Source organism: Buchnera aphidicola (Floraphis choui), from assembly GCA_039830045.1.
Lineage (GTDB): Bacteria > Pseudomonadota > Gammaproteobacteria > Enterobacterales > Enterobacteriaceae > Buchnera_B > Buchnera_B aphidicola_AX.
The window spans coordinates 148,601-174,048 of the sequence record CP140044.1; the positions used below are offsets into that span (position 1 = coordinate 148,601).

Annotated in this window: 21 protein-coding genes; 14 read left to right on the forward strand and 7 right to left on the reverse strand. The window is 26.7% G+C overall.

The genetic code is table 11. From position 1 onward, the window contains the following. Positions 1-54 precede the first annotated feature (54 nt). The 5 genes from dapB to ribF all read right to left on the reverse strand — a co-directional run bounded on the left by dapB (position 55) and on the right by ribF (position 6,195). Positions 55-876 (reverse strand): 4-hydroxy-tetrahydrodipicolinate reductase, encoded by an 822-nt coding sequence (gene dapB, locus UAT33_00675; protein XBC43971.1) that lies wholly within the window; start codon positions 874-876, stop codon positions 55-57. Positions 877-900: 24 nt separating this feature from the next. Beyond that, a complete protein-coding gene (ispH, locus tag UAT33_00680; GenBank protein ID XBC44097.1) occupies positions 901-1,848 on the reverse strand; it encodes a 4-hydroxy-3-methylbut-2-enyl diphosphate reductase in 948 nt (315 codons plus the stop codon). Between the two features lie 74 nt (positions 1,849-1,922). Beyond that, positions 1,923-2,408 carry a signal peptidase II gene (gene lspA, locus UAT33_00685; GenBank protein XBC43972.1) on the reverse strand — a complete coding sequence of 162 codons (486 nt, stop codon included), beginning with the start codon at positions 2,406-2,408 and terminating at the stop codon, positions 1,923-1,925. Further along, entirely contained in the window at positions 2,408-5,224 is a 2,817-nt protein-coding gene (gene ileS / locus UAT33_00690) for an isoleucine--tRNA ligase (GenBank protein XBC43973.1), read from the reverse strand. The genes lspA and ileS overlap by 1 nt, the downstream gene beginning before the upstream one ends. A gap of 26 nt (positions 5,225-5,250) precedes the next feature. Continuing rightward, entirely contained in the window at positions 5,251-6,195 is a 945-nt protein-coding gene (ribF, locus tag UAT33_00695) for a bifunctional riboflavin kinase/FAD synthetase (GenBank protein XBC43974.1), read from the reverse strand. Positions 6,196-6,406: 211 nt separating this feature from the next. Here ribF and rpsT point away from each other — a divergent pair, with 211 nt between their 5' ends. Beyond that, a complete protein-coding gene (rpsT, locus tag UAT33_00700; GenBank protein XBC43975.1) occupies positions 6,407-6,670 on the forward strand; it encodes a 30S ribosomal protein S20 in 264 nt (87 codons plus the stop codon). A gap of 82 nt (positions 6,671-6,752) precedes the next feature. On the opposite strand, the gene dnaJ is transcribed toward rpsT, so the two are convergent. Then, the gene (dnaJ, locus tag UAT33_00705; protein XBC43976.1) at positions 6,753-7,898 is read right to left on the reverse strand and encodes a molecular chaperone DnaJ; all 1,146 of its coding nucleotides are present in this window, start codon (positions 7,896-7,898) and stop codon (positions 6,753-6,755) included. A 97-nt stretch (positions 7,899-7,995) separates the two neighbouring features. Then, a complete protein-coding gene (gene dnaK, locus UAT33_00710) occupies positions 7,996-9,906 on the reverse strand; it encodes a molecular chaperone DnaK (GenBank protein XBC43977.1) in 1,911 nt (636 codons plus the stop codon). Positions 9,907-10,150: 244 nt separating this feature from the next. Between dnaK and ndhC the strand changes: the two genes are divergently transcribed. The 13 genes from ndhC to UAT33_00775 all read left to right on the forward strand — a co-directional run bounded on the left by ndhC (position 10,151) and on the right by UAT33_00775 (position 25,151). Beyond that, positions 10,151-10,558, forward strand: coding sequence for an NADH-quinone oxidoreductase subunit A (gene ndhC / locus UAT33_00715; GenBank protein XBC43978.1), 408 nt, complete (start codon positions 10,151-10,153; stop codon positions 10,556-10,558). A gap of 16 nt (positions 10,559-10,574) precedes the next feature. Next, positions 10,575-11,249 carry an NADH-quinone oxidoreductase subunit B gene (locus UAT33_00720; protein XBC43979.1) on the forward strand — a complete coding sequence of 225 codons (675 nt, stop codon included), beginning with the start codon at positions 10,575-10,577 and terminating at the stop codon, positions 11,247-11,249. Positions 11,250-11,354: 105 nt separating this feature from the next. Continuing rightward, complete coding sequence (gene nuoC / locus UAT33_00725) at positions 11,355-13,154, forward strand: NADH-quinone oxidoreductase subunit C/D (protein ID XBC43980.1); 1,800 nt, start codon at positions 11,355-11,357, stop codon at positions 13,152-13,154. 20 nt (positions 13,155-13,174) lie between these two features. Beyond that, on the forward strand, positions 13,175-13,657 hold the full coding sequence (gene nuoE, locus UAT33_00730) for an NADH-quinone oxidoreductase subunit NuoE (GenBank protein XBC43981.1): 483 nt from the start codon (positions 13,175-13,177) through the stop codon (positions 13,655-13,657). After that, positions 13,654-14,970: an NADH-quinone oxidoreductase subunit NuoF gene (gene nuoF / locus UAT33_00735; GenBank protein ID XBC43982.1), complete on the forward strand. Its 1,317-nt coding sequence runs from the start codon at positions 13,654-13,656 to the stop codon at positions 14,968-14,970. Before nuoE ends, nuoF begins: the two co-directional genes overlap by 4 nt. A gap of 124 nt (positions 14,971-15,094) precedes the next feature. Continuing rightward, entirely contained in the window at positions 15,095-17,824 is a 2,730-nt protein-coding gene (gene nuoG / locus UAT33_00740) for an NADH-quinone oxidoreductase subunit NuoG (GenBank protein ID XBC43983.1), read from the forward strand. Between the two features lie 20 nt (positions 17,825-17,844). After that, a complete protein-coding gene (gene nuoH / locus UAT33_00745; GenBank protein XBC43984.1) occupies positions 17,845-18,795 on the forward strand; it encodes an NADH-quinone oxidoreductase subunit NuoH in 951 nt (316 codons plus the stop codon). 17 nt (positions 18,796-18,812) lie between these two features. Further along, positions 18,813-19,355 carry an NADH-quinone oxidoreductase subunit NuoI gene (nuoI, locus tag UAT33_00750; protein XBC43985.1) on the forward strand — a complete coding sequence of 181 codons (543 nt, stop codon included), beginning with the start codon at positions 18,813-18,815 and terminating at the stop codon, positions 19,353-19,355. Between the two features lie 10 nt (positions 19,356-19,365). Next, positions 19,366-19,875: an NADH-quinone oxidoreductase subunit J gene (locus UAT33_00755; protein XBC43986.1), complete on the forward strand. Its 510-nt coding sequence runs from the start codon at positions 19,366-19,368 to the stop codon at positions 19,873-19,875. Positions 19,876-19,894: 19 nt separating this feature from the next. Beyond that, on the forward strand, positions 19,895-20,197 hold the full coding sequence (gene nuoK, locus UAT33_00760; GenBank protein XBC43987.1) for an NADH-quinone oxidoreductase subunit NuoK: 303 nt from the start codon (positions 19,895-19,897) through the stop codon (positions 20,195-20,197). After that, positions 20,194-22,035, forward strand: coding sequence for an NADH-quinone oxidoreductase subunit L (gene nuoL / locus UAT33_00765; protein ID XBC43988.1), 1,842 nt, complete (start codon positions 20,194-20,196; stop codon positions 22,033-22,035). The genes nuoK and nuoL overlap by 4 nt, the downstream gene beginning before the upstream one ends. A 78-nt stretch (positions 22,036-22,113) precedes the next feature. Continuing rightward, entirely contained in the window at positions 22,114-23,652 is a 1,539-nt protein-coding gene (locus tag UAT33_00770) for an NADH-quinone oxidoreductase subunit M (GenBank protein XBC43989.1), read from the forward strand. A 5-nt stretch (positions 23,653-23,657) separates the two neighbouring features. Then, on the forward strand, positions 23,658-25,151 hold the full coding sequence (locus tag UAT33_00775) for an NADH-quinone oxidoreductase subunit N (protein XBC43990.1): 1,494 nt from the start codon (positions 23,658-23,660) through the stop codon (positions 25,149-25,151). Positions 25,152-25,448: the final 297 nt, after the last annotated feature.

A 25,448-nucleotide genomic window follows, 5' to 3' on the forward strand; every position in this document is an offset into this window, starting at 1 on the left:
TTATAGTTCGTTTTTTATCAAATATTTATCATATTAGTTTTGATATAACATATATTATATATTTAATACATCTAACATATTAAATAATCCTGCTTTTTTTTGTAACATTAACCATATTGCTGCTTTGATTGCTCCTTTAGAAAAGATAGATCTATTAGTTGCTTTGTGTGTGATTTCAATTCGTTCACCTGGACTTGCAAAAATTGCTGTATGATCTCCAATGATATCACCTGCACGTATGCTTGAAAACCCAATTTCATTTTCTCTTCGTTTTCTTGTTAAACCATTTCTTGTATATATAGCTTGTTTTTGAAAATTCCAGTTCATTTCATTTGAAATTACTTTTCCCATTTCTATTGCTGTTCCAGAAGGAGCATCTTTTTTTTCACGGTGATGTGCTTCAATAATTTCAATATCAGAATCTTTTCCTATAGTAGTTGATGTCTTTTTTAACAAACTTAACATTAGATTAATTCCTATACTATAATTTGGTGAAAAGACAATGCTAATTTTTTGTGATAAAATTTTAATTGTTTTTATATCTGTATTAGATAATCCTGTTGTTCCTATCACAATTTTTTTATTGTTTAAAGCGCAAATTTTTAAGTGTTTTATTGTACTTGTTGGATTAGTAAAATCTATAAGAATATCAAATTTATTAATTTCTTTTTTTAAAGAGTCAGAAACACAAACTCCTGCGTTTTTTATTCCTATAATTTTCCCTATGTCTTGTCCAATTGAAGAATCTTCTTTTTTTACTATGACAGAACTAAGAAATATATTTTTGTAATTATTTTTAAGTATTTCTTTAATTAAACTTGTCCCCATCTTTCCTCGAGCACCTGAGATAGCAATTCTAAATAGCTTACTGTGCATTTGAAGTTCCTATAATAATGAATATTATTTTTTTTCTATATTTTTTAACTCTTTAGGGATATGAAATGTGATATTCTCTTTTATTCCATCCATTTCTTTTATAGTAGATTTTTTTATTTTTTTTAATTTATTTATTATTTGTTCTATAACAATATTTGGAGTAGAAGCTCCAGATGCTATTCCAATAGATTGTTTGTTGTTAATCCAGTCACTTACATTTATTTCATTTTTAGAATCTATTAGCATAGATTTTTTTCCTGTTCTTTGTGCTAATTTCATAAGCTGATTAGAATTAGAAGAATATTTTGAACCTATAATAATTATAATATCAGATATTTTTGATAGTTCTTTTACTGCTTTTTGACGATTAATAGTGGCGTAACAGACATCTGGTTTTTTAGGACTAATTATATTAGGATATTTTTTATGTAGTTCTTTAATAATAGGATTAATTCTTTCTAAAGATAATGTAGTTTGAGTCATGAACATTAGTTTTTTAGGATTATTAATTTTTAAGTTTAAAACGTCTTTAATAGATTCTATAAGATGAATTTTTCCATTTGTATTATTATATTGTCCTAACGTTCCTTTTATTTCTGGATGCTTAGCAGTTCCTATAAGTATGGCTTCAAATCCTAAATTACTAGCATGTGATACTTCTTTGTGTACTTTTTTTACGAGTGGGCAAGTTGCATCAATTATTTTTAATTTTCTTTTTATAGCTTGATTTCTTAGATGTTTAGATACCCCATGTGCGGAAAATATTAGTATTGATCCGAATGGAATAGAGTTAATATTTGCATTAAAAATAACTCCTTTAGATTTTAAATGATTAATTACATAAGTATTATGTACTATTTCGTGATTTACGTAAATAGGCTTTCCCCAGACTTTTAATGCAATATTAACAATATTTATTGCACGCCTGACACCTGCACAAAAACCTCTTGGATTTGCTAAAAAAATATTTATATTCATGTTAAAATTGTTACATAATGTTGTTGTCACGAATTTATATAAAATATTGTGTATAGAGAATATATTTATTATATTTCTTTCATAAAGGTGTGAATGTAAATTATTAGAATACTACCAAAAAAAATACTAATGTCTGCAATATTGAATACTGCAAAATGCCAGTTTTTGAAGTGAACATCAATAAAATCTATTACAAAGCCAAAGTATAATCGATCGATTAAATTTCCAATTGCTCCACTGATGATTAGAGTGTATGGAATATTATAATAATTTGGATTTTTTAATATATAACATATGATTTTTAATATTATAACAATAGTTATAATATTTATTAGATATGAAAAATATTTATTTTCTTGATTAATTTCAGAAAAAATTCCAAATGCTAATCCATAGTTTTGTATATGAACAATATTTAGCATTGAAGTAATTATTTTTTCTTCAAATAATGATAGGTTATTAATTACCCATCGTTTACTCAAACAGTCTAGCAAGATTACTAGACTAATAATACTTAATGAAATTATTATATTTAACAATATTGGTTTTTTCATTATAAGAATTTACGTATTTCACCTTGCCCCGTTATGTTAGAGATACATCTTTTACATAATTTCAATTTAGTATCAATATTTTTAATATTAGGAATAATATGCCAACATCGCATGCATTTTTCTCCGTTTATTTTTGTAACGTATATTTTAAGATATTTTATTGATTTGCTTTTTATAGCATAATTAGGTGCAGAAGAGTAATTTTTTATTTGGATTTCTGATGTTAAAAATAAAAATTTTAATTCATCTTGTAATAATTCTAATTTTTTTCGAATATTATTATTGACGTACAAAGTAATTGATGATTCTAAAGAATTTCCTAATTTTTGATTTTTTCTTATGTCATCTAATATCTTATTTACTTCATTTCTAATAATTAATAGTTCATTCCAATATTGATTATTCATAATGTTATCATCATTTAAATAAAATAATTGATTGAACCATTCTTCGGTAAATACAAATTCATTCTTTTTTCCTGGTATATAATTCCATAATTCATCTGCGGTAAATGATAAGATAGGGGTGATCCATTTTATTAATGCATTTAAAATTAAGTATATAGCACTTTGACAACTTTTTCTTGAAATATGGTTAGGTTTTATTAAATATTGTCTATCTTTAATTATATCTAAATAGAAAGAACTCATTTCTATAGAACAAAAATACATTATATGTTTCATTACATCATGAAAATTATAATTATTATAACTATTAATTATTTTATTTTGAGTCTCTAGTGCTTTTCCTACTGCCCATTGATCTAGTATTATCATATTTTTAGAAGATACAATTTCATTTTTAGGATTAAAATCATATAAGTTTGCAAGAAGGAATCGAGCTGTATTTCGAATTTTTCTATAAATATCTGATGTTTGTTTAAGTATATTTTCAGAAATAGTAATTTCTTTGCAATAATCAGTAGATGCTACCCATAATCTTAATATATCTGCGCCAAATTTTTTTATTATATCATTAGGATGAATGGCATTTCCAATAGATTTAGACATTTTTTTCCCATTTTTATCTACTGTAAATCCATGTGTTATTACTCCATGATATGGAGAAGTAGAATTAATAGCAGTAGATATGATAAGAGATGACATAAACCAGCCCCTATGTTGATCTGATCCTTCTATATATATATCAGAAATATCATTATGATTAAATTTTTTATTATAGATATTAGAGAGCATAATAGATCCAGATTCAAACCAAATATCTAAAATATCTGTTACTTTAGTGTATTCGTTTGATTCATTTCCTAATAGTAGCTTTTTATCTATATCAAACCATGCTTGAACTCCATTTTTTTTTACATCTTTTATAATGTTATTAATAATAGAAAATAATTTTGGATGTAGTTTTCCTGTATTTTTATGGAAAAAAATAGGAATAGGAACTCCCCACGTTCTTTGTCTAGATATACACCAATCGGGGCGATTAGATATCATATCAATCATTTTTTCTTTTCCCCATTTAGGCATCCACTTTACTCTTTGTATTTGTTCTATACAATTTTTTCTTAAATTTTTATGATTCATATTGATAAACCATTGCTGAGTAGCTCTAGAAATAATTGGTGTTTTGTGTCTCCAACAATGCGGGTAGCTATGATTGATAGTTTCTGTTTTTATTAAAGAATTATTTTTTTTTAATAGTTCAATAATAATTTTTGTGGATTTTAAGATATTTATTCCATTTAATTTAGAGTGAATACCTGTTATATAATTTCCATTTCTGTCAATAGTTTTAGTTGCATTAATCCCATATTTTTTACTAACATTGTAATCGTCATTTCCAAATTCTGGGGCTGTATGTACAGCTCCTGTTCCTAAATCTAGAGTTACGTGTTCTGATAAAATGACTGGAATATCAATATTTAAAAATGGATGAGTGAATTGTGTATGTTCAAGAAGTTCTCCGAGTATTGTATTCAAAATATTCCATTTTTGAATTTTAAATTTTCTCATAGTTTTTTGAACTAATTCTTTTGCTAGGATAAATACTTGGTTTTTTGTTTGAATGAGTTGATAATATAAATTAGGATTTAGTGTAATTGCTTTACTTGCTGGTAAACTCCAAGGTGTAGTAGTCCAAATTAACAAGTTTACATCGTCATTTAAATTAGTAATATTGAATATTTTTTTTATAATTTTTTTGTTGGAAGATTTAAATGTTACAAAAGTAGAAATAGATGATTTTAAGTGATATTCAATTTCTGCTTCAGCCAATGCTGAACAACAGCTTATACACCAATTTATTGGTTTAAAATCTTTATAGACATAACCAAGTTTAATCATTTTAGTAAGAGTTGTCATGATATTTGCTTCGTTTTTAAAATTCATTGTTAAATATGCATTATTCCAATCTCCTAATATTCCTAACCTAATAAATTCATTTTTTTGCTTGTTTACTTGATTATTAGCAAATTCTCTACATTGTTTCTGAAAAGATTGTAAAGTTTTATTTTTTTTGCTTTTTTTGTTTATTTTTTCAATTTTGTGTTCAATAGGCAATCCATGGCAATCCCAACAGGGAGTATATGGGGCATCAAAACCTGACATGTTTTTTGATTTTATTATAATATCTTTTAAAATTTTATTTACTGCATGTCCAATATGGATATTTCCATTAGCATATGGAGGTCCATCATGTAAAAAAAATTTCTTATTACTTTTTTTAGTTGTTCTAATTATTTCGTAAATGTTGTTTTTTATCCATTTTTTGAGAATTTCTGGTTCTTTTTTAGATAAGTTTCCTTTCATAGAAAAGTTAGTATTAGGTAAATTTAGAGTTGATTTGTAATCAGTCATTATTTTTCTCTTTTTATAAAGTATTATTAACTTTTATTATAGTAGTTATTAAAATATGAATTAGCTTGTTTAATGTCGTATTTAATTTGTTGTTGTAAGCTTTTTATAGAAGAAAAGAATATTTCATTTCGAATTTTTTTAAGAAATATTACTTCTATATGTTCTTTATACAAATTTATTGAGACATTTATCAAATGTACTTCAAGTTTTTTTTCTATTCCAAGCATGGTGGGTTGAGTACCAATATTTGCTACCCCAAAAAATGTTTTTTTTGTTGAAAAAACAAATACTTTTACTATAAAAACTCCATTAATTAGCATTCTTTTTTTGCATAAAATAATATTAGCTGTTGGAAACCCTATCATAGTTCCGTTTTGTTTTCCATAAGTAACCTTTCCAGATATACTAAAAGAACGTCCTAATAGCATTTTAGCTAGTTTTAAATCGTGATTTTTTAGTGCTGTTCTAATAGCTGTACTACTTATTTTAATTCCATTAATTTTAAGTATTTTAGTTGTATAAACTTCAAAATTATGAGTTTTTCCCATGTCTTTTAGTAGAGTAACGTTTCCTTTCCTATGTATTCCGAAACGAAAGTTTTCTCCAATTGCTAAAAAACTAACATTTAATTTTTTAAGTATTATTCTAATAACAAAATCTATGGGATTTAGTAAGGAAAAACTATGGTTAAAGTAAATGCATAATATAGAATCGATATTCCAGTTAGATAAATATCTTACTTTTTCTCGAAATTTCATCAAACGAATAGGAGGATCGTTAGGACAAAAAAATTCTTGAGGTTGTGGCTCAAAAATAGCAACAGTTATTGGTTTGTTGTATTCTTTTTTTTTCTTACATACCAAATTTAGTAATTTTTGGTGACCTAAATGTACTCCATCAAAATTTCCTATAGTTAATATACAAGAGTTATCTTGAAGTTTTAGATTATTTATATTTCGTATTAGTTTCATATTAATAAATAATGAATTGTGGTATAGATTTTGTTAAAATTAGAGAAACAATGTTTTGAATTATTGATAATTTTTTGGTAATTATTTAGAATCATAATCTATTATGTCAAAATAATATATGAGATATAATAAATATATATTTTATTTTTTTATATTATGTTTATAAATGAATTTTTAATTATTTATATAGGGCAATTTAGGAGTATATATTTTGGCAAATTTAAAGTCATCTAAAAAAAGTGCAATAAAATCTAAACATAGGAAGTTTTGTAATTCTAGTAAACGATCTAAAATTAGAACTTTTATAAAAAAAGTGAATATTAAAATATTATCAGGAAATAAAGAACAAGCTAAGTTAGAGTTTGATAAAACTTGTCCTATTTTAGATAGATATGCTACTAAAGGTTTAATTCATAAAAATAAAGCAGCAAGGCATAAATCAAATTTAAAACGTAAGATAAAATTATTAGCATAAAGTTTTTAAATAATAAGTAAAAATGTATATTTTTTAAAATTTGCTTCCATACTATTTTATATAGAAGCAAATTTTTTAAGATTCATTTAGTAAGATCGTCAAAAAATTTTTTTACTCCTTCGAAAAATCGTTTTGATCGAGGAGGGCTATTTTTTTCTCCCTTAAATCCTCCAAAGCTTTCTCCTAATTTATGTAAAAGAAATTTTTGTTGTTCGTTAAGATTTACTGGTGTTTCTACTATTACTCGGCACAGCAAATCACCTTGGTTGCGGTCTCTAATAGACTTTACTCCTTTATTTTTAATTCTAAACAGTTTTCCTGATTGTGTTTCTGATGGAATTTTTAATTTGATTTTTCCGTCTAGTGTTGGTACTTCAATTTCTCCGCCTAAAGCTGCTGTAGAAAAGTTTATTGGCACTTCGCAATATAAATTATTTTCTTCTCGTTCGAAAATGGGATGTTTTTTTACCGTTATTTGAACATATAAGTCTCCAGAAATAGCTCCATTTTCACCAATTTCTCCTTCGTTATTTAATCGGATTTGATCGTTTGTATTTACTCCTGGAGGTATTTTAACTGATAAAATTTTAGATTTCTCTATTCTTCCGTTTCCGTGACAAGAATAACATGGAAATCGTATTATATTTCCTTTACCTTGGCATTGTGGACATGTTTGCTGAACAGTAAAAAATCCTTTTCGTGTTTGTATTTGTCCATTTCCATGGCACATATTGCAGTTTTGAGGTTTAGATTTAGATTGAGTTCCATGTCCATAGCATGATGGGCAATTTTGTAAAGTTGGAATACGGATTTCTTTTATGACTCCTCGAACAGATTCTTCTAAAGTTAAACTCATGTTATAATGTAAATCTGATCCTTTAGAAGATTTTCGAGTTCTACCTCCACTAAATATATCTCCAAATACGTCCCCAAATATATCACCAAAGTCTGAGTTAGTACTAAAGCTATGAGTAAATGTGTTATTATTTCCTGAATTTCCTTGTTCGAATGCAGAATGTCCATATTGGTCATATGCAGCTCTTTTTTTTGAGTCGTTTAGAACTTCATACGCTTCTTTTATCTTTTTAAATTTTTCTTCAGCTATTTTATTGCCTTGGTTTCTATCAGGATGGTATTTCATAGCTAGTTTTTTATAAGCTTTTTTTATGTCTCTTTCGTCAGATGATTGACTAACCCCTAAAATTTGGTAATAATCTTGTTTTGACATTCGTTCTTTTCCTGATTTACATATGTTACGAGCATAATAAAGTACTTTATGCTCGTTTTGTTGTTTATTTTAATTTTTTTGAGTCAATAAATAAACATTATTTTTTAGGATCTTTTACTTCTTCAAATTCTGCATCTACAACGTTTTCTTCAGTTTTAGAAGAAGTGTTATTATTAGGGGAATTAGGTTGCGAGTTATTTTTAGAATTTTCTACTAATTTGGAAGAAAATTTTAATAAATTTTGTATTTTTTCTTCTATATCAGTTTTATTTTCACCTTTTAAAGATGCATCTAATTCATTTAAAGCTTTTTGAATATCTTCTTTATCTTGTTTATTTATAGTTTTTTCTAAGTTTTGTAATTGTTTTTTAGTGCTATGGGAAATTTGGTCTCCTTGATTTCTGACTTTTACTAATTCTTCAAATTTTTGATCAGATTCAGAATTTGCTTCTGCATCAGAAACCATTTTCTTTATCTCGGATTCGCTTAATCCAGATGATGACTTAATTGTAATTTTTTGTTCTTTTCCTGTGTTTTTATCTTTTGCTGATACGTGTAATATACCATCTGCATCTATATCAAATGTTACTTCAATTTGTGCCATTCCTCTTGGGGCTGGTTGGATTCCATCTAAATTAAATTGGCCCAATGATTTGTTATCTATTGATCTTTTTCGTTCTCCTTGAAGTACATGTATTGTGACAGCTGATTGATTGTCTTCTGCAGTAGAAAATATTTGACTGTGTTTTGTTGGAATTGTTGTATTTTTATTAATTAATGTAGTCATTACACCACCCATAGTTTCAATCCCTAATGATAATGGTGTTACGTCTAATAATAGTACATCTTTTACTTCTCCAGATAATACACCTCCTTGTATTGCAGCTCCAACAGCTACTGCTTCATCCGGATTAACGTCTTTTCTTGGTTCTTTTTTAAAAAAATCAGCTACCTTTTTTTGTACTAAAGGCATTCTTGTTTGTCCACCAACTAAAATAACGTCATTAATGTCTGAAACAGATAATTTTGCATCTTTTAAAGCTGTTTTTAAAGGTTCAATAGAACGAGTAATTAGGTCTTCTACTAAAGATTCTAGTTTTGATCTAGTTACTTTAATATTTAAGTGTTTAGGTCCACTTGAGTCTGCTGTTATATATGGAAGATTGATATCAGTTTGTTGTGCAGAAGATAATTCGATTTTTGCTTTTTCTGCTGCTTCTTTTAGACGTTGCATAGCTAGTGGATCATTTCTTAAATCAGTTCCTTGATCTTTTTTAAACTCTTCTGACAAATAATTTATTAATCTGCTATCAAAATCTTCTCCTCCAAGATGAGTATCTCCATTAGTTGCTAATACTTCAAAAGTTTTTTCTTGGTCAACATTATCAATTTCTATTATTGAAATATCAAATGTCCCCCCTCCTAAATCGTATACAGCTATAACTTTGTTACCTTTGTCTTTGTCTAACCCATAGGCTAATGCAGCAGCTGTTGGTTCATTAATAATTCTTTTTACATCTAATCCTGCGATTTTTCCTGCGTCTTTTGTTGCTTGTCGCTGTGCATCATTAAAATAAGCAGGAACAGTTATAACTGCTTCAGTTATTGATTCTCCTAGATAATCTTCTGCAGTTTTTTTCATTTTTTTTAATACTTCTGCAGAAATTTGTGGAGGAGCTAATTTTTGTTTATTAACATTAATCCATGCGTCTCCATTTTCTGATTTAATAATTTTGTATGGCATTATTTTAATGTCGCGTTGTACTTCTTCATCAACAAATTTTCTTCCAATTAAGCGTTTTATTGCAAATAACGTATTGTTTGGATTTGTTATAGCTTGACGTTTAGCAGGTTTTCCTACTAATGTTTCTCCGTTTTGAGTATATGCTATTATTGATGGTGTTGTTCTATCGCCCTCTGCATTTTCTAATACGCGTGGTTTGTTTTCATCCATAATTGCAATACAAGAGTTAGTAGTTCCTAAGTCAATACCAATAATTTTACTCATTATATTTTCCTTTTATGAATATATTAAGTTTAATAATATAATTGGTTTTATAATTGATTCCATCATTCTTTAAAATACATTTAAAATTATATAGTTTGATAATAAATAGATGGGGTCAATTTTTTAATCATCAAGGTTAAAAAAAAACTAATTTAAAATATTAAAATATTTTATTTAAATAGAAAGTTTGTGGTTTTTAGTTTAGTATATTTATACTTTAGTTGATATACTATGTTAATAAACAATGTCTTCTATAAATTCATTTTATAATACTCAGTGTTGGGCTTTTTTTACGTTTTTCTTAGCATCTGTTGGAATTTGCTTATTGATGTTAGCATTAAGTTTTGTGTTAGGTGGAAGATCTAGATCTAGGAATAAGCATACACCGTTTGAATCAGGAATAGATCCAGTTGAGAGCTCTCACTTAAATGTATCTGTTAAATTTTATTTAATAGCGATATATTTCGTTTTTTTTGATGTTGAAGCATTGTATTTATATTTATGGTCAATAAATATCATTGAAATAGGTTGGATAGGTTTTGTAGAAATTGTATTTTTTATTTCTTTTTTACTTTCTGGATTAATTTATTTAATTCGTTTGAATGCGTTTAATTGGGGATTAAAATATCCTTTAAAAAATATTAATGTTTAAATAGAGAACTTATTTTATGAAGTATACGTTAACTAGAATAGATAATACAGAAAAAAGTAAGAATTATCCTGCTCATAAACAAGATATCGTATCTGATCCTATTAAAAATTACGTAAACAAAAACGTTTATATGGGAAAGATTAGTAAATACATTCATAATTTAGTAAATTGGGGTAGAAAAAATTCTTTATGGCCTTATAATTTCGGGTTATCTTGTTGTTATGTAGAGATGGTAACTTCATTTACTTCTATACATGATATTTCTCGATTTGGCTCAGAAGTTTTACGTGCATCTCCCAGACAAGCTGACTTTATGGTTATAGCAGGAACGCCATTTATTAAAATGGTTCCTATTATTCAGCGTTTATACGATCAAATGTTAGAACCAAAGTGGGTTATTTCTATGGGTTCTTGTGCTAATTCAGGAGGGATGTATGATGTTTATTCCGTTGTTCAAGGTGTAGATAAGTTTTTACCTGTAGATATTTATATTCCTGGTTGCCCTCCCAGACCTGAGGCATATATAGAAGGATTGATGTTATTACAAAAGTCTATTTCTAAAGAACGTCGTCCATTATCTTGGATAATGGGAGAGCAAGGGATTTATCGAGCTAATATGCCTTCAGAAAAAAGTCAACGTCGAAAAAAATATATTTCTATTAAAAATCTCCGTTCGCCAGATCGAATTTAAAACACTATAATAAAATTATTTTTTGTAGAATATGAATTTTGTTTTAGTAGTTTTATTTTATTTTGTTTTTATTTAACAAGACAATATAAGATTATTATGAAATTTATGAAAACGAATGTTTTAGTAAGAGATAATGTGGTACAAAATGATTTTAACAAGCGTATTGATGATAATATTTTAAAAGAATTATCTAAAAATTTTGGAAAGGACCAGTTTGTTCTTCAATCAACTTTAATGGGAATTATTGTATTATGGATAGATAGTAGTTTATTATTAGAGGTTGGAAAGTTTTTACTTAGTATAGATAATCCATATACAACATTGTTTGATCTTCATGGTATAGATGAAAGATGTCGATCTTATCGTTATAATTTACCTAAAGCTGACTTTTCAGTATTTTATCATTTCATTTCTTTTTCTCGAAATAGTGATGTAATATTTAAAATCGCATTATTTGATAATAAACTTAGTGTTCCTACATTAACTGGGTTATATCCAAATGCTAATTGGTATGAACGTGAAACATGGGAAATGTTTGGAATTGTTTTTAATAATCATCCGAATTTAGTTCGTATTATTATGCCGAGAAATTGGAAAGGCCATCCATTACGAAAAGACTATTCTTCTAGAGCTACTGAATTTGATTTCTTTACGTTAAATCAGTATAAGGAAGATACGGAAATGGATTCATTAAAATTTCGACCAGAGGAATGGGGGATGAAAAAGCAAAGTCAAAATGTTCATTATATGTTTTTGAATTTAGGTCCAAATCATCCTTCTGCACATGGAGCTTTTCGTATTGTTTTACAGTTAGATGGAGAAGAAATAGTTAATTGCGTTCCAGATATTGGATATCATCATCGTGGAGCTGAAAAAATAGGAGAACGCCAAACCTGGCATAATTATATTCCATATACTGATCGTATTGAGTATCTTGGAGGTTGCGTTAATGAAATGCCCTATATATTAGCAGTAGAAAAATTAGCTGGAATTATAGTTCCAAAAAAAGTGGAAGTAATTCGCGTTATGTTATCAGAGTTATTTAGAATTAATAGTCATCTATTATATATTTCTACTTTTATTCAAGACGTTGGAGCCATGACTCCTGTCTTTTTAGCATTTACCGATCGTCAAAAAATTTATGATATTATTGAAGCAATTACTGGATCTCGTATGCATCCAGCATGGTTTAGAATTGGCGGGGTAGCCCATGATTTACCTAAAGGATGGAATAGATTATTAAAAGAATTTCTTGTATGGATGCCACATAGATTAACTAAATATATTAATGTTTCATTGAAAAATAGTATTTTAATAAATAGGTCAAAAGGTATAGCTGAATATAATAAATGTGATGCGTTAAAATGGGGAGTTACGGGATCTGGGTTGCGTGCTACTGGTTTAGATTTCGACGTTCGAAAAAAAAGACCGTATTCAGGTTATCATAATTTTGAATTTGAAATACCAATAGGTAGTGGAATTAGTGATTGTTATTCTCGAGTAATGTTAAAGGTAGAAGAAATTTGGCAAAGTCTTTCTATTTTAAAGCAATGTTTAAATAATATGCCGGAAGGTCCTTTTAAAGCAGATCATCCTTTAACTACTCCTCCACCTAAAAGACAAACGTTTCAACATATTGAAACTATGATTACTCATTTTTTACAAATGTCTTGGGGTCCAGTAATTCCTCCTAATGAAAGTTTTCAAATGATTGAAGCTACTAAAGGGATAAATAGTTATTATTTAATTAGCGATGGTAATACTACAAGTTATAGAACTAGAATAAGAACTCCTAGTTTTCCCCATTTGCAGCAAATACCATCAGTTATTCGTGGCAGTTTGATATCAGATTTAATAGTTTATTTAGGAAGTATTGATTTTGTTATGTCTGATGTTGATCGCTAATACAAAATAGTGTTAAAAAAATGTTAGATGATACTTTTACATTAAGCAATGAAGAAAAAAGACAAATATTAAACAAAAAAGATGATTATGAAGATACTCGATCAATTTCTATAGAAGCATTAAAAATTGTTCAAAAAAGAAGAGGTTGGATTTCTAAAAAAGCTATTTGTGAAATTTCAAAGATACTTAGAATATCTGAAAGTAATTTAGAAGAAGTTGCTACATTTTATAGTCAAATTTTTAGAAAACCAGTTGGTCGAAATGTAATACGCTATTGCGATAGTGTAGTATGTTATATGTATGGTTGTGAAGACATAAAATCAATTCTAGAGAATGAGTTGAATATTGTTATTGGTGAAACAACTAAAGATTTATGTTTTACTTTGTTACCAACATGTTGTTTAGGGAATTGTGATAAAGCTCCTACTATAATGATCAACGATGTTACTTATTCCTGTTTGACTCCAAAGTCAGTAGTTAAATTATTAGAGTTATATAAATGAAGAAAATATTACGCACTCCAGAAACTCATCCGTTAACTTGGTGGTTAAATAAACATGAAGATACAGTTTGGATTAAAGAATATATAAAAAAAGGCGGCTATCTTGCTTTTGAAAAAGCAGTTAAAACTATTCATTTTAAGACAATTATAGACATTATTAAAAATTCGGGATTAAAAGGACGTGGTGGAGCCGGTTTTTCTACAGGAACGAAATGGAGTTTAATGTCTCAAGGAAAAAATTCTGATATTCGATATTTATTGTGTAATGCTGATGAGATGGAACCGGGAACGTATAAAGATAAGTTTTTAATGGAAAAAATTCCTCATCAATTGATTGAAGGTATTTTAATTAGTTCATTAGCTTTGCAAGTTAGTAGAAGTTATATTTTTTTAAGATATGAATATAATAAAGTTGAAGATATTTTAAACAAAGCTATTCATGAAGCAAAACAGTACGGATACATAGGAAAGAATGTTTTAAAATCAGGTTTTAACTTTGAAATTATATTACATAGTGGTGCTGGTCGCTATATTTGTGGAGAAGAAACAGCATTAATTAATTCTTTAGAAGGTAAACGAGCTAATCCTAGGTTTAAACCTCCTTTTCCTGCTTCTGTAGGAGCTTGGGGAAAACCTACTTGTGTAAATAATGTAGAAACATTATCTAATGTACCATTTATTATTTTAAATGGTGTTGAATGGTATAAAAATTTGTCGAATAGTGTTGATACTGGTACTAAGATAATGGGTTTTTCTGGAAAAGTCAATAATCCTGGTTTATGGGAATTACCTTTTGGAATTACTGCTCGTGAAATATTAGAAGATTATGCCGGTGGAATGAGTAATGGGCTTCAATTAAAAGCATGGCAACCAGGAGGGGCCAGTACAAATTTTTTGACACCTGAACATATTGATTTACCTATGGAATTTGTTAGTATTCAAAATGCTGGTAGTCGTTTAGGAACGGCAATTGCTATGGTAGTAGACAATACTATAAATATGGTTTCTTTAGTTAGAAATATTGAAGAATTCTTTTCTCGTGAATCATGTGGATTATGTACTCCATGTCGTGATGGTTTACCTTGGATTGTATCAATTTTAAAATCTTTAGAAAAAAAACAAGGACAAATAGATGATATTGACATTTTAGAACAATTATCCTATCAATTAGGGCCAGGAAAAACTTTTTGTGCACATGCACCAGGAGCTATTGCTCCATTAAAAAGTGCTATTAAATATTTTCGTTCAGAATTTGAATGTTGTATTAAAACATCTTCAACAATTAATGTAAAATTTATAGATGGAATTCAATAGAATAATAAAATTACTAAATAAAATATACTAAATAGCGCTTCTTTAAATAAGAAAAATGGGATTTGTTATATAAATTATTGTATAACTTCATAAAAATTTCATCAAATGGAAATAAAGATTGTTTATGACTATAATTTTTATAAATGATAAAAAATACAATGTTAATAGTACAAGTAATTTATTACATATTTGTTTATCATTAGGTTTTGATATACCATATTTTTGTTGGCATCCAGTATTGGGAAGTATTGGAGCATGTCGTCAGTGTGTTATTAAACAGCATTATAGTTTTGAAGATAAAACTGGTAGATTAGTAGTATCTTGTATGACTCCTGTTACAGATGGTTTAATAGTTTCTACTAATGATAGTGAAGCAGTAAATTTTAGAAAAGGTATTATCGAATTATTAATGACTAATCATCCACATGATTGTCCAATTTGTGAAGAGGGTGGGAATTGTCATCTTCAAGACATGACTGTGATGACTAAGCATTATGTTCGTCGTTATCGATTTTCTAAAAGAACTCATAAAAATCAATATCTTGGTCCTTTTATTAAACATGAAATGAATCGATGCATTTCTTGTTATAGATGTGTTCGTTATTATAAGGATTATTCTGATGGTATAGATTTTGGAGTGTATGGAATTAGTAATAATGTTTATTTTGGAAGATTAGAAGAAGGAGCATTAGATAGTGAATTTTCTGGTAATTTGATAGATATTTGTCCTACTGGAGTTTTTACTGATAAAATTCAATCAGAACATTATACAAGAAAGTGGGATTTACAATATGCTCCTAGTATTTGTCAACATTGTTGTATTGGATGTAATATTAGTGTAGGTGAAAGATATGGAAAAGTGTGTAAAGTAGAAAATAGATATCATGAAAATATTAATCGTTATTTTTTATGTGATTTAGGTAGATTTAGTTATGGTTATTCTAATTTAAGGGATAGACCAAAACATTCCTTTTATCGAAGTAAAAATAAAAAATATATTTTTAATAGTTTAGAAGATTCTATTGAATTAGTAACTAAACGTTTAACACCTCTATCTAAGATAATAGGAGTTGGTTCGAGCCGTGCTAGCTTAGAAAGTAATTATGCTCTTCAGAAGTTAGTGGGAGTAGAAAATTTTTCGACTGGAATATTACAGAAAGAATTAGATTGTGTTAAGTTAATTATAAAGATTTTAGAAGATAGTGGTATTTATGTTCCTACATTACGGGAAATAGAAAACTATGATACGATTCTTATTTTAGGTGAAGATGTTACAAAAACTTCTCCTATGATGGCTTTATCAATTCGACAGGCAATTAAAAGCAAGTCTAAAGAAATAGCATTATCCAATAATATTCCTGAGTGGCATTCATTAGCTGTTAAAAATGTTTCTGGAAATTTAAAGAATACGTTATTTATTATTAGTACTTATAAAACTAAATTAGATGATATTTCTGAAGAAAGTTATTATTTTACGATCAATGATCAAGCACGGCTAGGTTTTGAAATTGCTAATAAAATTGATAGTAATTCTCCTAATGTTAATAATTCAAGTATTAATTTTACTGAAATAGTACAAAAAATTGTTTTTGCATTGTTGTCGTCTAAACGTCCTCTTATCATTTCAGGCTCTCATTCTAATAGCATTGAATTAATTCAATCAGCTCATAACATAGCAAAAGCGCTAAAAAATATAGAAAAAAAAGTAGGACTGGTTTTGCTTGCATCTAATTCTAATAGTTTAGGTGTAGGTTTATTAAAAGGAATGTCCTTAGAACAGGCTGTTAATAATTTGTTAGAAACAAAATATGATTCTTTAATAATTTTAGAAAATGATTTATATCGTTATTTATCACGATCTTGTGTTACAAAATTATTTAATATCGTTAAAAATGTTATAGTTATAGATCATCTTAATACTGAAACTATAAAGAAAGGAAAAATAATATTTCCAGCTGCTAATTGTTTCGAGAGTTCAGGAACGATTGTAAATTATGAAGGTCGAGCACAACGATTTTTTCAGGTATATGATCCAAAATTTTATGATAGTAGTGTACATATTTTAGATAGTTGGATATGGTTGCATCGTATAGAGTGTAAATTGTACAAAAAGTCTCGAATTTGGTATAAGTTAGATGATGTTATTTATAGTATGTCATCTGAGAATATTAATTTTCATCAATTAAAGTATGTAGCACCAGATTCAAACTTTAGAGTTTGTGGACAAAAATTAGCTAGATCTCCACATCGCTATAGTGGTAGAACTGCAATGAGATCTAATATTAGTGTTCATGAAGTTAGTCAACCTAAAGATAAAAATTCTATGTTTTCTTTTTCTATGGAAGGTTGTCAACAATCTTATAAATATTCTTCTTACATACCTTTTGCTTGGGTTCCAGGTTGGAATTCTATACAAGCATGGAATAAATTTCAAAAAGAAATTAATGGAGAATTATATTGTGGAGATTCTGGCAAACGTTTGTTATCATATGATGTAAATAAATCGTTACCTTGGTTTGAAGTTATGTTAGTTGATAATATTGGCAACGATTATCATATCGTTCCATATTATACTTTATTTGGACATGAACAATTATCACAGTTATCTCTAGTCATCAAAAAAAATATTCTGAAATATACTATAGGAATTATAAGTCAGTATGATGCAAATATTTTGTCTATTCGATCTGGATCTAAAATAGGTTTTAGTTATTGTGGCATAAAATTTACGATTTTAGTTCATATTGCTTCTGAAATTCAACCTGGACAATTAGGATTGCCTTTAGGTTTTCCTGATTTTCCTCTTATTTTATCTAGAAAAAAAATTGCAGATTTACAAAAGATAATTGTATGATTATGTTTTAAATAATTTTAATGGAAATTAAGGTGTTAGTCTTAGAATCTTTTTTAGTATTATTTTTTATTTTAATTTTTGCAACAGCAATGAGTGTTATAGAGCGAAGACTATTAGGATTATTACAAAATCGCTATGGACCTAACAGAGTTGGTTGGCAAGGAATATTACAAATTGTAGCAGATATGATTAAAATATTATTTAAAGAAGATTGGATTCCCATATTTAGTAGAAAAGTAATATTTGTTATTGCTCCAATATTAGGATTTATATCTTTACTATTAGTAATGGCAGTTATACCCATTAATTCTAATTTAGTTATTATTAATTTAAATATAGGTATTTTGTTTTTTTTAATGATGGCTTCATTGTCTGTATACTCTGTTTTATTTGCAGGTTGGGCTAGTAATAATAAATATTCATTATTAGGAGCTATTAGAGCTACAGCACAAACTTTATCATATGAAGTTTTTTTAGGTTTGTCTTTGATGGGAGTAGTAGCTCGTGCACGATCTTTTAATATGATCGATATTGTTAATAGTCAGGTATTTTTATGGAATTGTATTCCTCAATTTTTTGGATTTGTAACTTTTTTAATAGCTGGTTTAGCATTATGTCATAGGCATCCTTTTGATCAACCAGAGTCAGAACAAGAATTAGCAGATGGTTATCATATTGAATATTCAGGTATGAAATTTGGTTTGTTTTTTATTGGAGAATATATATCTATTATAGTAGTATCAAGTATGATTACTACTATTTTTTTTGGTGGTTGGTTGGGTTTTAGTTTCTTTCCAGTTTTATCATTTTTTTTAAAAACTATGTTATTTGTATTTTTATTTGTTTTAATTCGAGCTTCATTACCTCGTCCTCGTTACGATAAAATAATGTTATTTGGATGGAAATTTTGTTTTCCGTTGACGTTAATAAATTTAATTTTTACTGCTATTGTTATGTTATGTGAAGCTTAAATAAAGAAGAGTAATTTATGAGTATTGTAAAGATGATATATATATTAATTAGCCAAATACGTAGTATTTGGCTGACTTTTATTAATATTTTTTCAAAACGTGAAACTATAAAATACCCCGAACAACCTGTTTATCTTTCTCCAAGATATAGAGGTAGAATTATATTATCTCGTAATTTAAAAGGAGAAGAAAGGTGTGTTGCTTGTAATTTATGTGCAGTAGCATGTCCTGTAGGTTGTATCTCTCTAAAAAAGTCTGTTTTGAAAAATAATCGTTGGTATCCTATATTTTTTAGAATTAACTTTTCTAGATGTATATTTTGTGGATTATGCGAAGAGGCTTGCCCGACAGCTGCTATTCAATTAATTCCTGATTTTGAATTATCAGAATATAAAAGACAAGATTTAGTATATGAAAAAGAAGATTTATTAATTTTAGGACCTGGAAAGTATCCTGACTATGATTTTTATCAATTTTCAGGTGTAGAGATTGAAGGAAAGAAAAAAGGTGATTCGGATCATGAATTACATCCAATTGATGTAAAAACATTATTACCTTAAGGATAATACTATGGAACTAGCTTTTTATGGTTTTGGAATAATATCAATCATATTTACTGTATTTGCAATTCTTAGTAAAAATCCAATGTATTCATTAATATATTTAATAATATCATTTTTATCTACATCTGGCGTGTTATTTTCATTAGGTGCTTTTTTCGTAGCTGCATTAGAAGTTATAATTTATGCAGGTGCTATCATGGTATTATTTGTATTTATTATTATGATGTTTAATGTTAGAAATTCTACTTATTGTTTGATTATATCTAATAAATCTAAAGTTAAATTATTTCTGTTTTTTATATTGTTTTTAGTATTAATTTTTTCCGCAATTTTTATGTTGTCTAGTTTAGATAAAAAATACATATTTAATTCGGTAACTAACATACATGAAATTGGAATAAAATTATTTAGTGATTATATTTTAATTGTTGAATTAGCATCAATATTATTATTAAGTGCTTTAGTAATTGTATGCCACGTTGGACAGAATAAGAAGAAACGTAGTAAACTTTATTAATTTATTAGGATAATTATTTATGATTTCTTTATTTCATGGTTTAGCATTATCGTCTATTCTATTAATTTTGGGTTTAATATCTTTACTAATACATAAAAATGTATTATTTATGTTGATTAGTTTAGAAATTATGATTAATGCAGTAGCGTTGGCATCAGTAGTAGTAGGTAGTTATTGGAATCAAGTAGATGGACAAATAATGTATATTTTAATCATAACTTTTGGTGCTTCAGAATCAGGAATAGGTTTGGCACTTTTAGTACAATGTTATCGACAGTTTAGAACTTTAAATATTGATAAGTTAAGTGAGATGCATGGATGAATATTATATGTTCGATAATTCTATTTCCATTGGTCAGTTGTATTTTATTATTTATTTTAAAAGATATTTTTTCTGGTAACCAACTTGTAAAAATTTCAATTGGATCTGTTTTCATATCAATGTTACTTTCTTTATATTTAATGATAATTTTTTCTTATCAAAGTAAAAATATATTGATTGAAAAATTGTGGACGTTTATATTTATAGATGATTTTAAAATTAATTTCGGATTTTTGATAGATGGTTTATCGCTTGTTATGTTAATTATGGTTACTTGCATAGGTTTTTTAGTTCATATGTTTTCTATTTGGTATATGCGTAATAGAAATGATTTATCAAATTTTTTTGCATATATGAATTTGTTTATTGCAAGTATGATTTTGTTGGTTTTATCTGACAATTTAGTTTTTATGTTTATAGGTTGGGAAGGAGTTGGGTTATGTTCGTATTTATTAGTAGGGTTTTATTACAATAATGCTAGTTTTGGATATGCCGCTTTAAAAGGATTTATTATTACTCGTATTGGAGATATTTTTTTATTGTTATCAATTTTTTTTATTTATAGAGAGTTTGGTACTTCAAACTTTGAAGAATTAAAATTAATTTTAAAAACGGCTATAATACAAAATAATGTAGAACCATTGCAATGGATTACTCTATTTTTATTATTGGGTGCTATAGGAAAATCTGCCCAAATTCCATTGCAAACTTGGTTAGCTGATGCCATGGTAGGTCCAACTCCAGTATCTGCTTTAATTCATGCTGCTACAATGGTAGCAGCTGGTGTTTATTTAATTGCAAGAACTCATTTTTTATTTTCATTATGTCCAGGAACATTGTATACATTAGGAATAATAGGTAGTGGAACTTTAATTATTTCTAGTTTTTCAGCATTAGTTCAAACTGATATAAAACGTATATTAGCATACTCAACTATGAGTCAAATTGGTTATATGTTTATTGCGTTAAGTATGCAAAATTGGATTGCCGCAATTAAACATCTAGTTGCTCATGCAATTTTAAAATCTCTTCTTTTTCTTGCTTCTGGATCAATTATTACTTTATTAAAGAATGAAAAAAACATTTTTAAAATGGGCGGACTTAAGAATCAACTTCCCTTTTTATATATGTCATTTTTAATTGGTGGAGCTTCTTTATCATCGTTTCCAATTATTACATCTGGATTTTATAGTAAAGGAGAAATTTTATTATCTGCTTGGGAAAATAGCTACATAGTTTTTTTAATATCTGGTTTGTTAGGTTTTTTATTAACTACAATATATACGTTCAGAATGATTTTTGTAATATTTCATGGAAAAGAAAAACATAATTGTGTTCCTTCAAAAGAGTTTAATCATAATTTTCCGTTAATATTATTAATAATATTTTCTACTTGCATTGAATCTTATATTGTTTTTCCATTATTTCACGTTTTTCCAAAAGAAAAAACGTTTATTTACTCTAATTTATTTTTAGAGATGATATGTAGTTCTATATCTTTTTTTGGTATATTTTTATCTTATTATTTATGGGTAGTAAATAAAACAATAATTGATAAAATATTATGTACTACAATTGGATTACGTATAAATTCTTTTCTTTTCAATGCGTGGGGTTTTGATTATTTATATAATATATTATTCGTAAGATCTTATTTATATATTTCTAAAGTTTTGTCTTCTGATCCTATTGATACTATTATTTGTTGTCGTAAGAGTTTATTGTATTTTCTATATCATAAATTAAGATTAATTCATAATGGATATTTGCGTACTTATCTTTTATTGATTATCGCTGGATGTTTGATGTCGTTGACAATTATAACGTTTTTTAGTTAGTAAAATTAATATTCAATTGTTATATGTATATTATCAAACTTATTTAACTAATGAACTGAAATAAGGAATATAATTAGTATGTTACTGCCTATTTTTATTATGATTCCTTTTTTAGGTGGAATATGTTGTTGGTTCTTTGACCAATATAATGTCAAAATTTCTCATTATGTTGCTTTATTCTCAATGAGTATAGTACTTATTCTGTCTATTTCATTGTTATTTTATGATTTAACAGCTTACATTTCAAGTTTACACGCATCTTATTGGAACATTGAATATGAAATGTCTTGGATGCCGCAATTTGGAATTACATTTCATTTAGCTGCCGATGGATTATCTATTTTAATGTTAGTTTTAACTAGTATTTTAGGAATAATATCTATATTTTGTGCATGGGACAAAATTAAAAATAAGATCGGGTTTTTTTATTTAAATTTATTGTGGATTTTAAGTTTTTCTATGGGAATATTTCTTTCTGTAGATCTTTTTCTGTTTTTCTTTTTTTGGGAAATAGTAATATTCCCGGCATATTTTTTAATGATATTGTGGGGATACAAAGTTGATGGTCAAAGTTTATGCTTGAAGAGATATACTGCTGCTAATAAGTTTTTTATGTATTCTCAATGTTCTGGTTTAATTTTATTATTTTCAATATTAATTTTAGTATATTCTTGTTATACGTCTACTCATGTTTTAAGTTTTAGTTATGATGTATTACATAATACTGATTTAAATTTTTTTTTAGAAACTTGTATTATGTTAGGTTTTTTTTTAGCATTTTCTATTAAAGTGCCTATTGTTCCATTTCATGGTTGGTTTTCAGATTTTCATACTTATTCACCTATTTTAGGTTCTTTAGATATTTCTGGAATTTTGTTAAAAACAGCTATCTATGGTTTATTGCGATTTAATATTGATCTTTTTCCTCGTTCTTCAGCTATTTTTTCAAATTTTTTTATTTTTTTAGGAGTTGTTACTATATTTTATACTGCATTAGCTGCTTTTTCTCAAAAAGATATTAAGCGTTTAATTGCTTATACATCTATATCTCATACAGGTTTTATATTGATTGCCATTTATAGTGCTAATCAAATAGCTTATCAAGGTATAATAATACAAATTTTTTCTTATGCTTTGTCTACTTCTGCTTTATATTACCTTATAGGTCAATTATTTCAATATACTTATACTCGTGATATGACAAAAATGGGTGGATTGTGGTCCAATATAAATTGGATACCAGGATTTTTTTTATTTTTTTCAGTAGCAAATTTAGGAATGCCAGGAACTGGAAATTTTGTTGGTGAATTTATGATATTATTAGGCGCATTTGATAGTAATACTTTGTTAATTAGTATTGTTTCCTTTTCTTTAATTATTTCAGCATTATGTTCTCTAATTATGGTACAAAAAACGTTTTTTGGTCCTATTACTAAACATAATAATGTCGTCGTTGTTAGGAATATTTCTTTTAGCGAGATTATTATATTAGTATTATTATTGTTAACGTTAATACTGATTGGACTTTACCCAAGTATAATTTTAAATATATCAGAGCATCCATTAAATAATATTCGAACTATTTTTTCTAATTTTATTTTAACTACAAGGTTATAATTTTTATGGTAATAACTATACAACAGTTAATAGCATTTTCTCCATTATTAATTTTATTATTAACTGTAATAATTATAATTTTATTTATTTCATATAATCGTAATCATTTTTTTACTTTTTTATGTTCTATTATAGGTTTAACATTATCTTTATTGTCGCTGCATGTGACTCAAAATAGTATACCAATAGACGTTACTATATTATTTCATATAGATAAATATTCATTATTTTATATTTTTATAATTATTCTATCGAGTATGATTTCTTGTATATTTTCATATTTATGGTTAAAAAATTGCTTTTATAACTGTGAAGAGTTTTATTTATTATTGTTATGTTCTACAGTTGGTTGTATTACTTTAGTTATTGCTAATCATATGTCTGCTTTATTTATTGGTATGGAGTTATCATCTTTACCAATTTTAGGATTAATTTCGTATACACATTTTAAAAAAAATTCTTTAGAAGCAGCTATAAAATATATGATTTTGTCTTGTTCTATATCAGTATTATTTTTATTTGGTATTACTTTAATATATTCCATTACAGGAAGTCTTACATTTTCTAGCTTAATATATGAGTTAATAATATCTATTTCACAACCAGATTGTATTTTATTATGTGGTTTAGGACTAATTATTGTAGCATTTGCTTTTAAATTATCTGTTTTTCCATTTCATATATGGACTCCAGATGTATATAATGGTACTCCTTCAGCAGTGTTGATGTATTTATCTACTGCGGTAAAAATTGCAGTATTTAGTTTGTTTTTTAAAATTTTTATTTTTTTGACGTTTTTTCATATAAATTTTTTTAATAGTATATTGGAAATTATGTTATGTTTTTCTATCTTTTTTGGAAGTTTTATGGCTTTATTTCAAACTAGTATGAAAAGATTTTTGGGATACTCTTCTATTGCTCAGTTTGGATATTTATTTGTATCTTTGTTGACTTCTAATAATTTTAGTTTTTCTTTAGAAACAGTAGGCATATATTTGGTAAGTTATTTATTATCTAATATTGGTATTTTTGGTTTAATTAGTATTATGTCTAATGTAGATTGTAAATTTCAATATGATACTATTGATTTTTATCGCGGTTTGTTTTGGAGAAGTCCAATTCTGTCAGTTATTATGGCGATAATGTTATTTTCTTTATCTGGAATTCCAATAACTATTGGTTTCATTAGCAAGTTTTATTTGTTATTTTTGATAGTTAAAGAGCATTTTTGGTTTTTAGGAATTGCTTTTATAGTAGGATCAATGGTTAGCATATATTCTTATTTAAGAATTATTACTTATTTGTATTCAGAACCGGTATACAACAGTAGCACAAGAAAAATTGTTTTAGATGAAAATAACAAAAAATGTGTATTTATATTACTTGTAATATCATTATTAATATTAATATTAGGAGTTTTTCCCGACATGATTATACATGTTATTTCTATATCTAAGCCTGTTTTATTTAATAATGTTATATATTTTAAAAATTTATAAGTTAATATTCTAAGGTTATAATTTTAATTCGTTTAAAACTATAGATAATTTGTTTGTATAACATTAAAGAATACAATAAAATAAATGTTGTTGTATTTCAAAAAATATAATTTAACTATTGATAAGTGGCTACGTGATTATAAAATATAGTTGATTATACTATAAATTGTATAGATATTATAGCTACTTTAAAGTAATCATGTTTTTAAAACTTTAAATTAAATAGTTTTATATTTATTTTATATTCATTTATATAGTTAAATAATGTTATATTAACATCGAAATTAGCTGTATTAA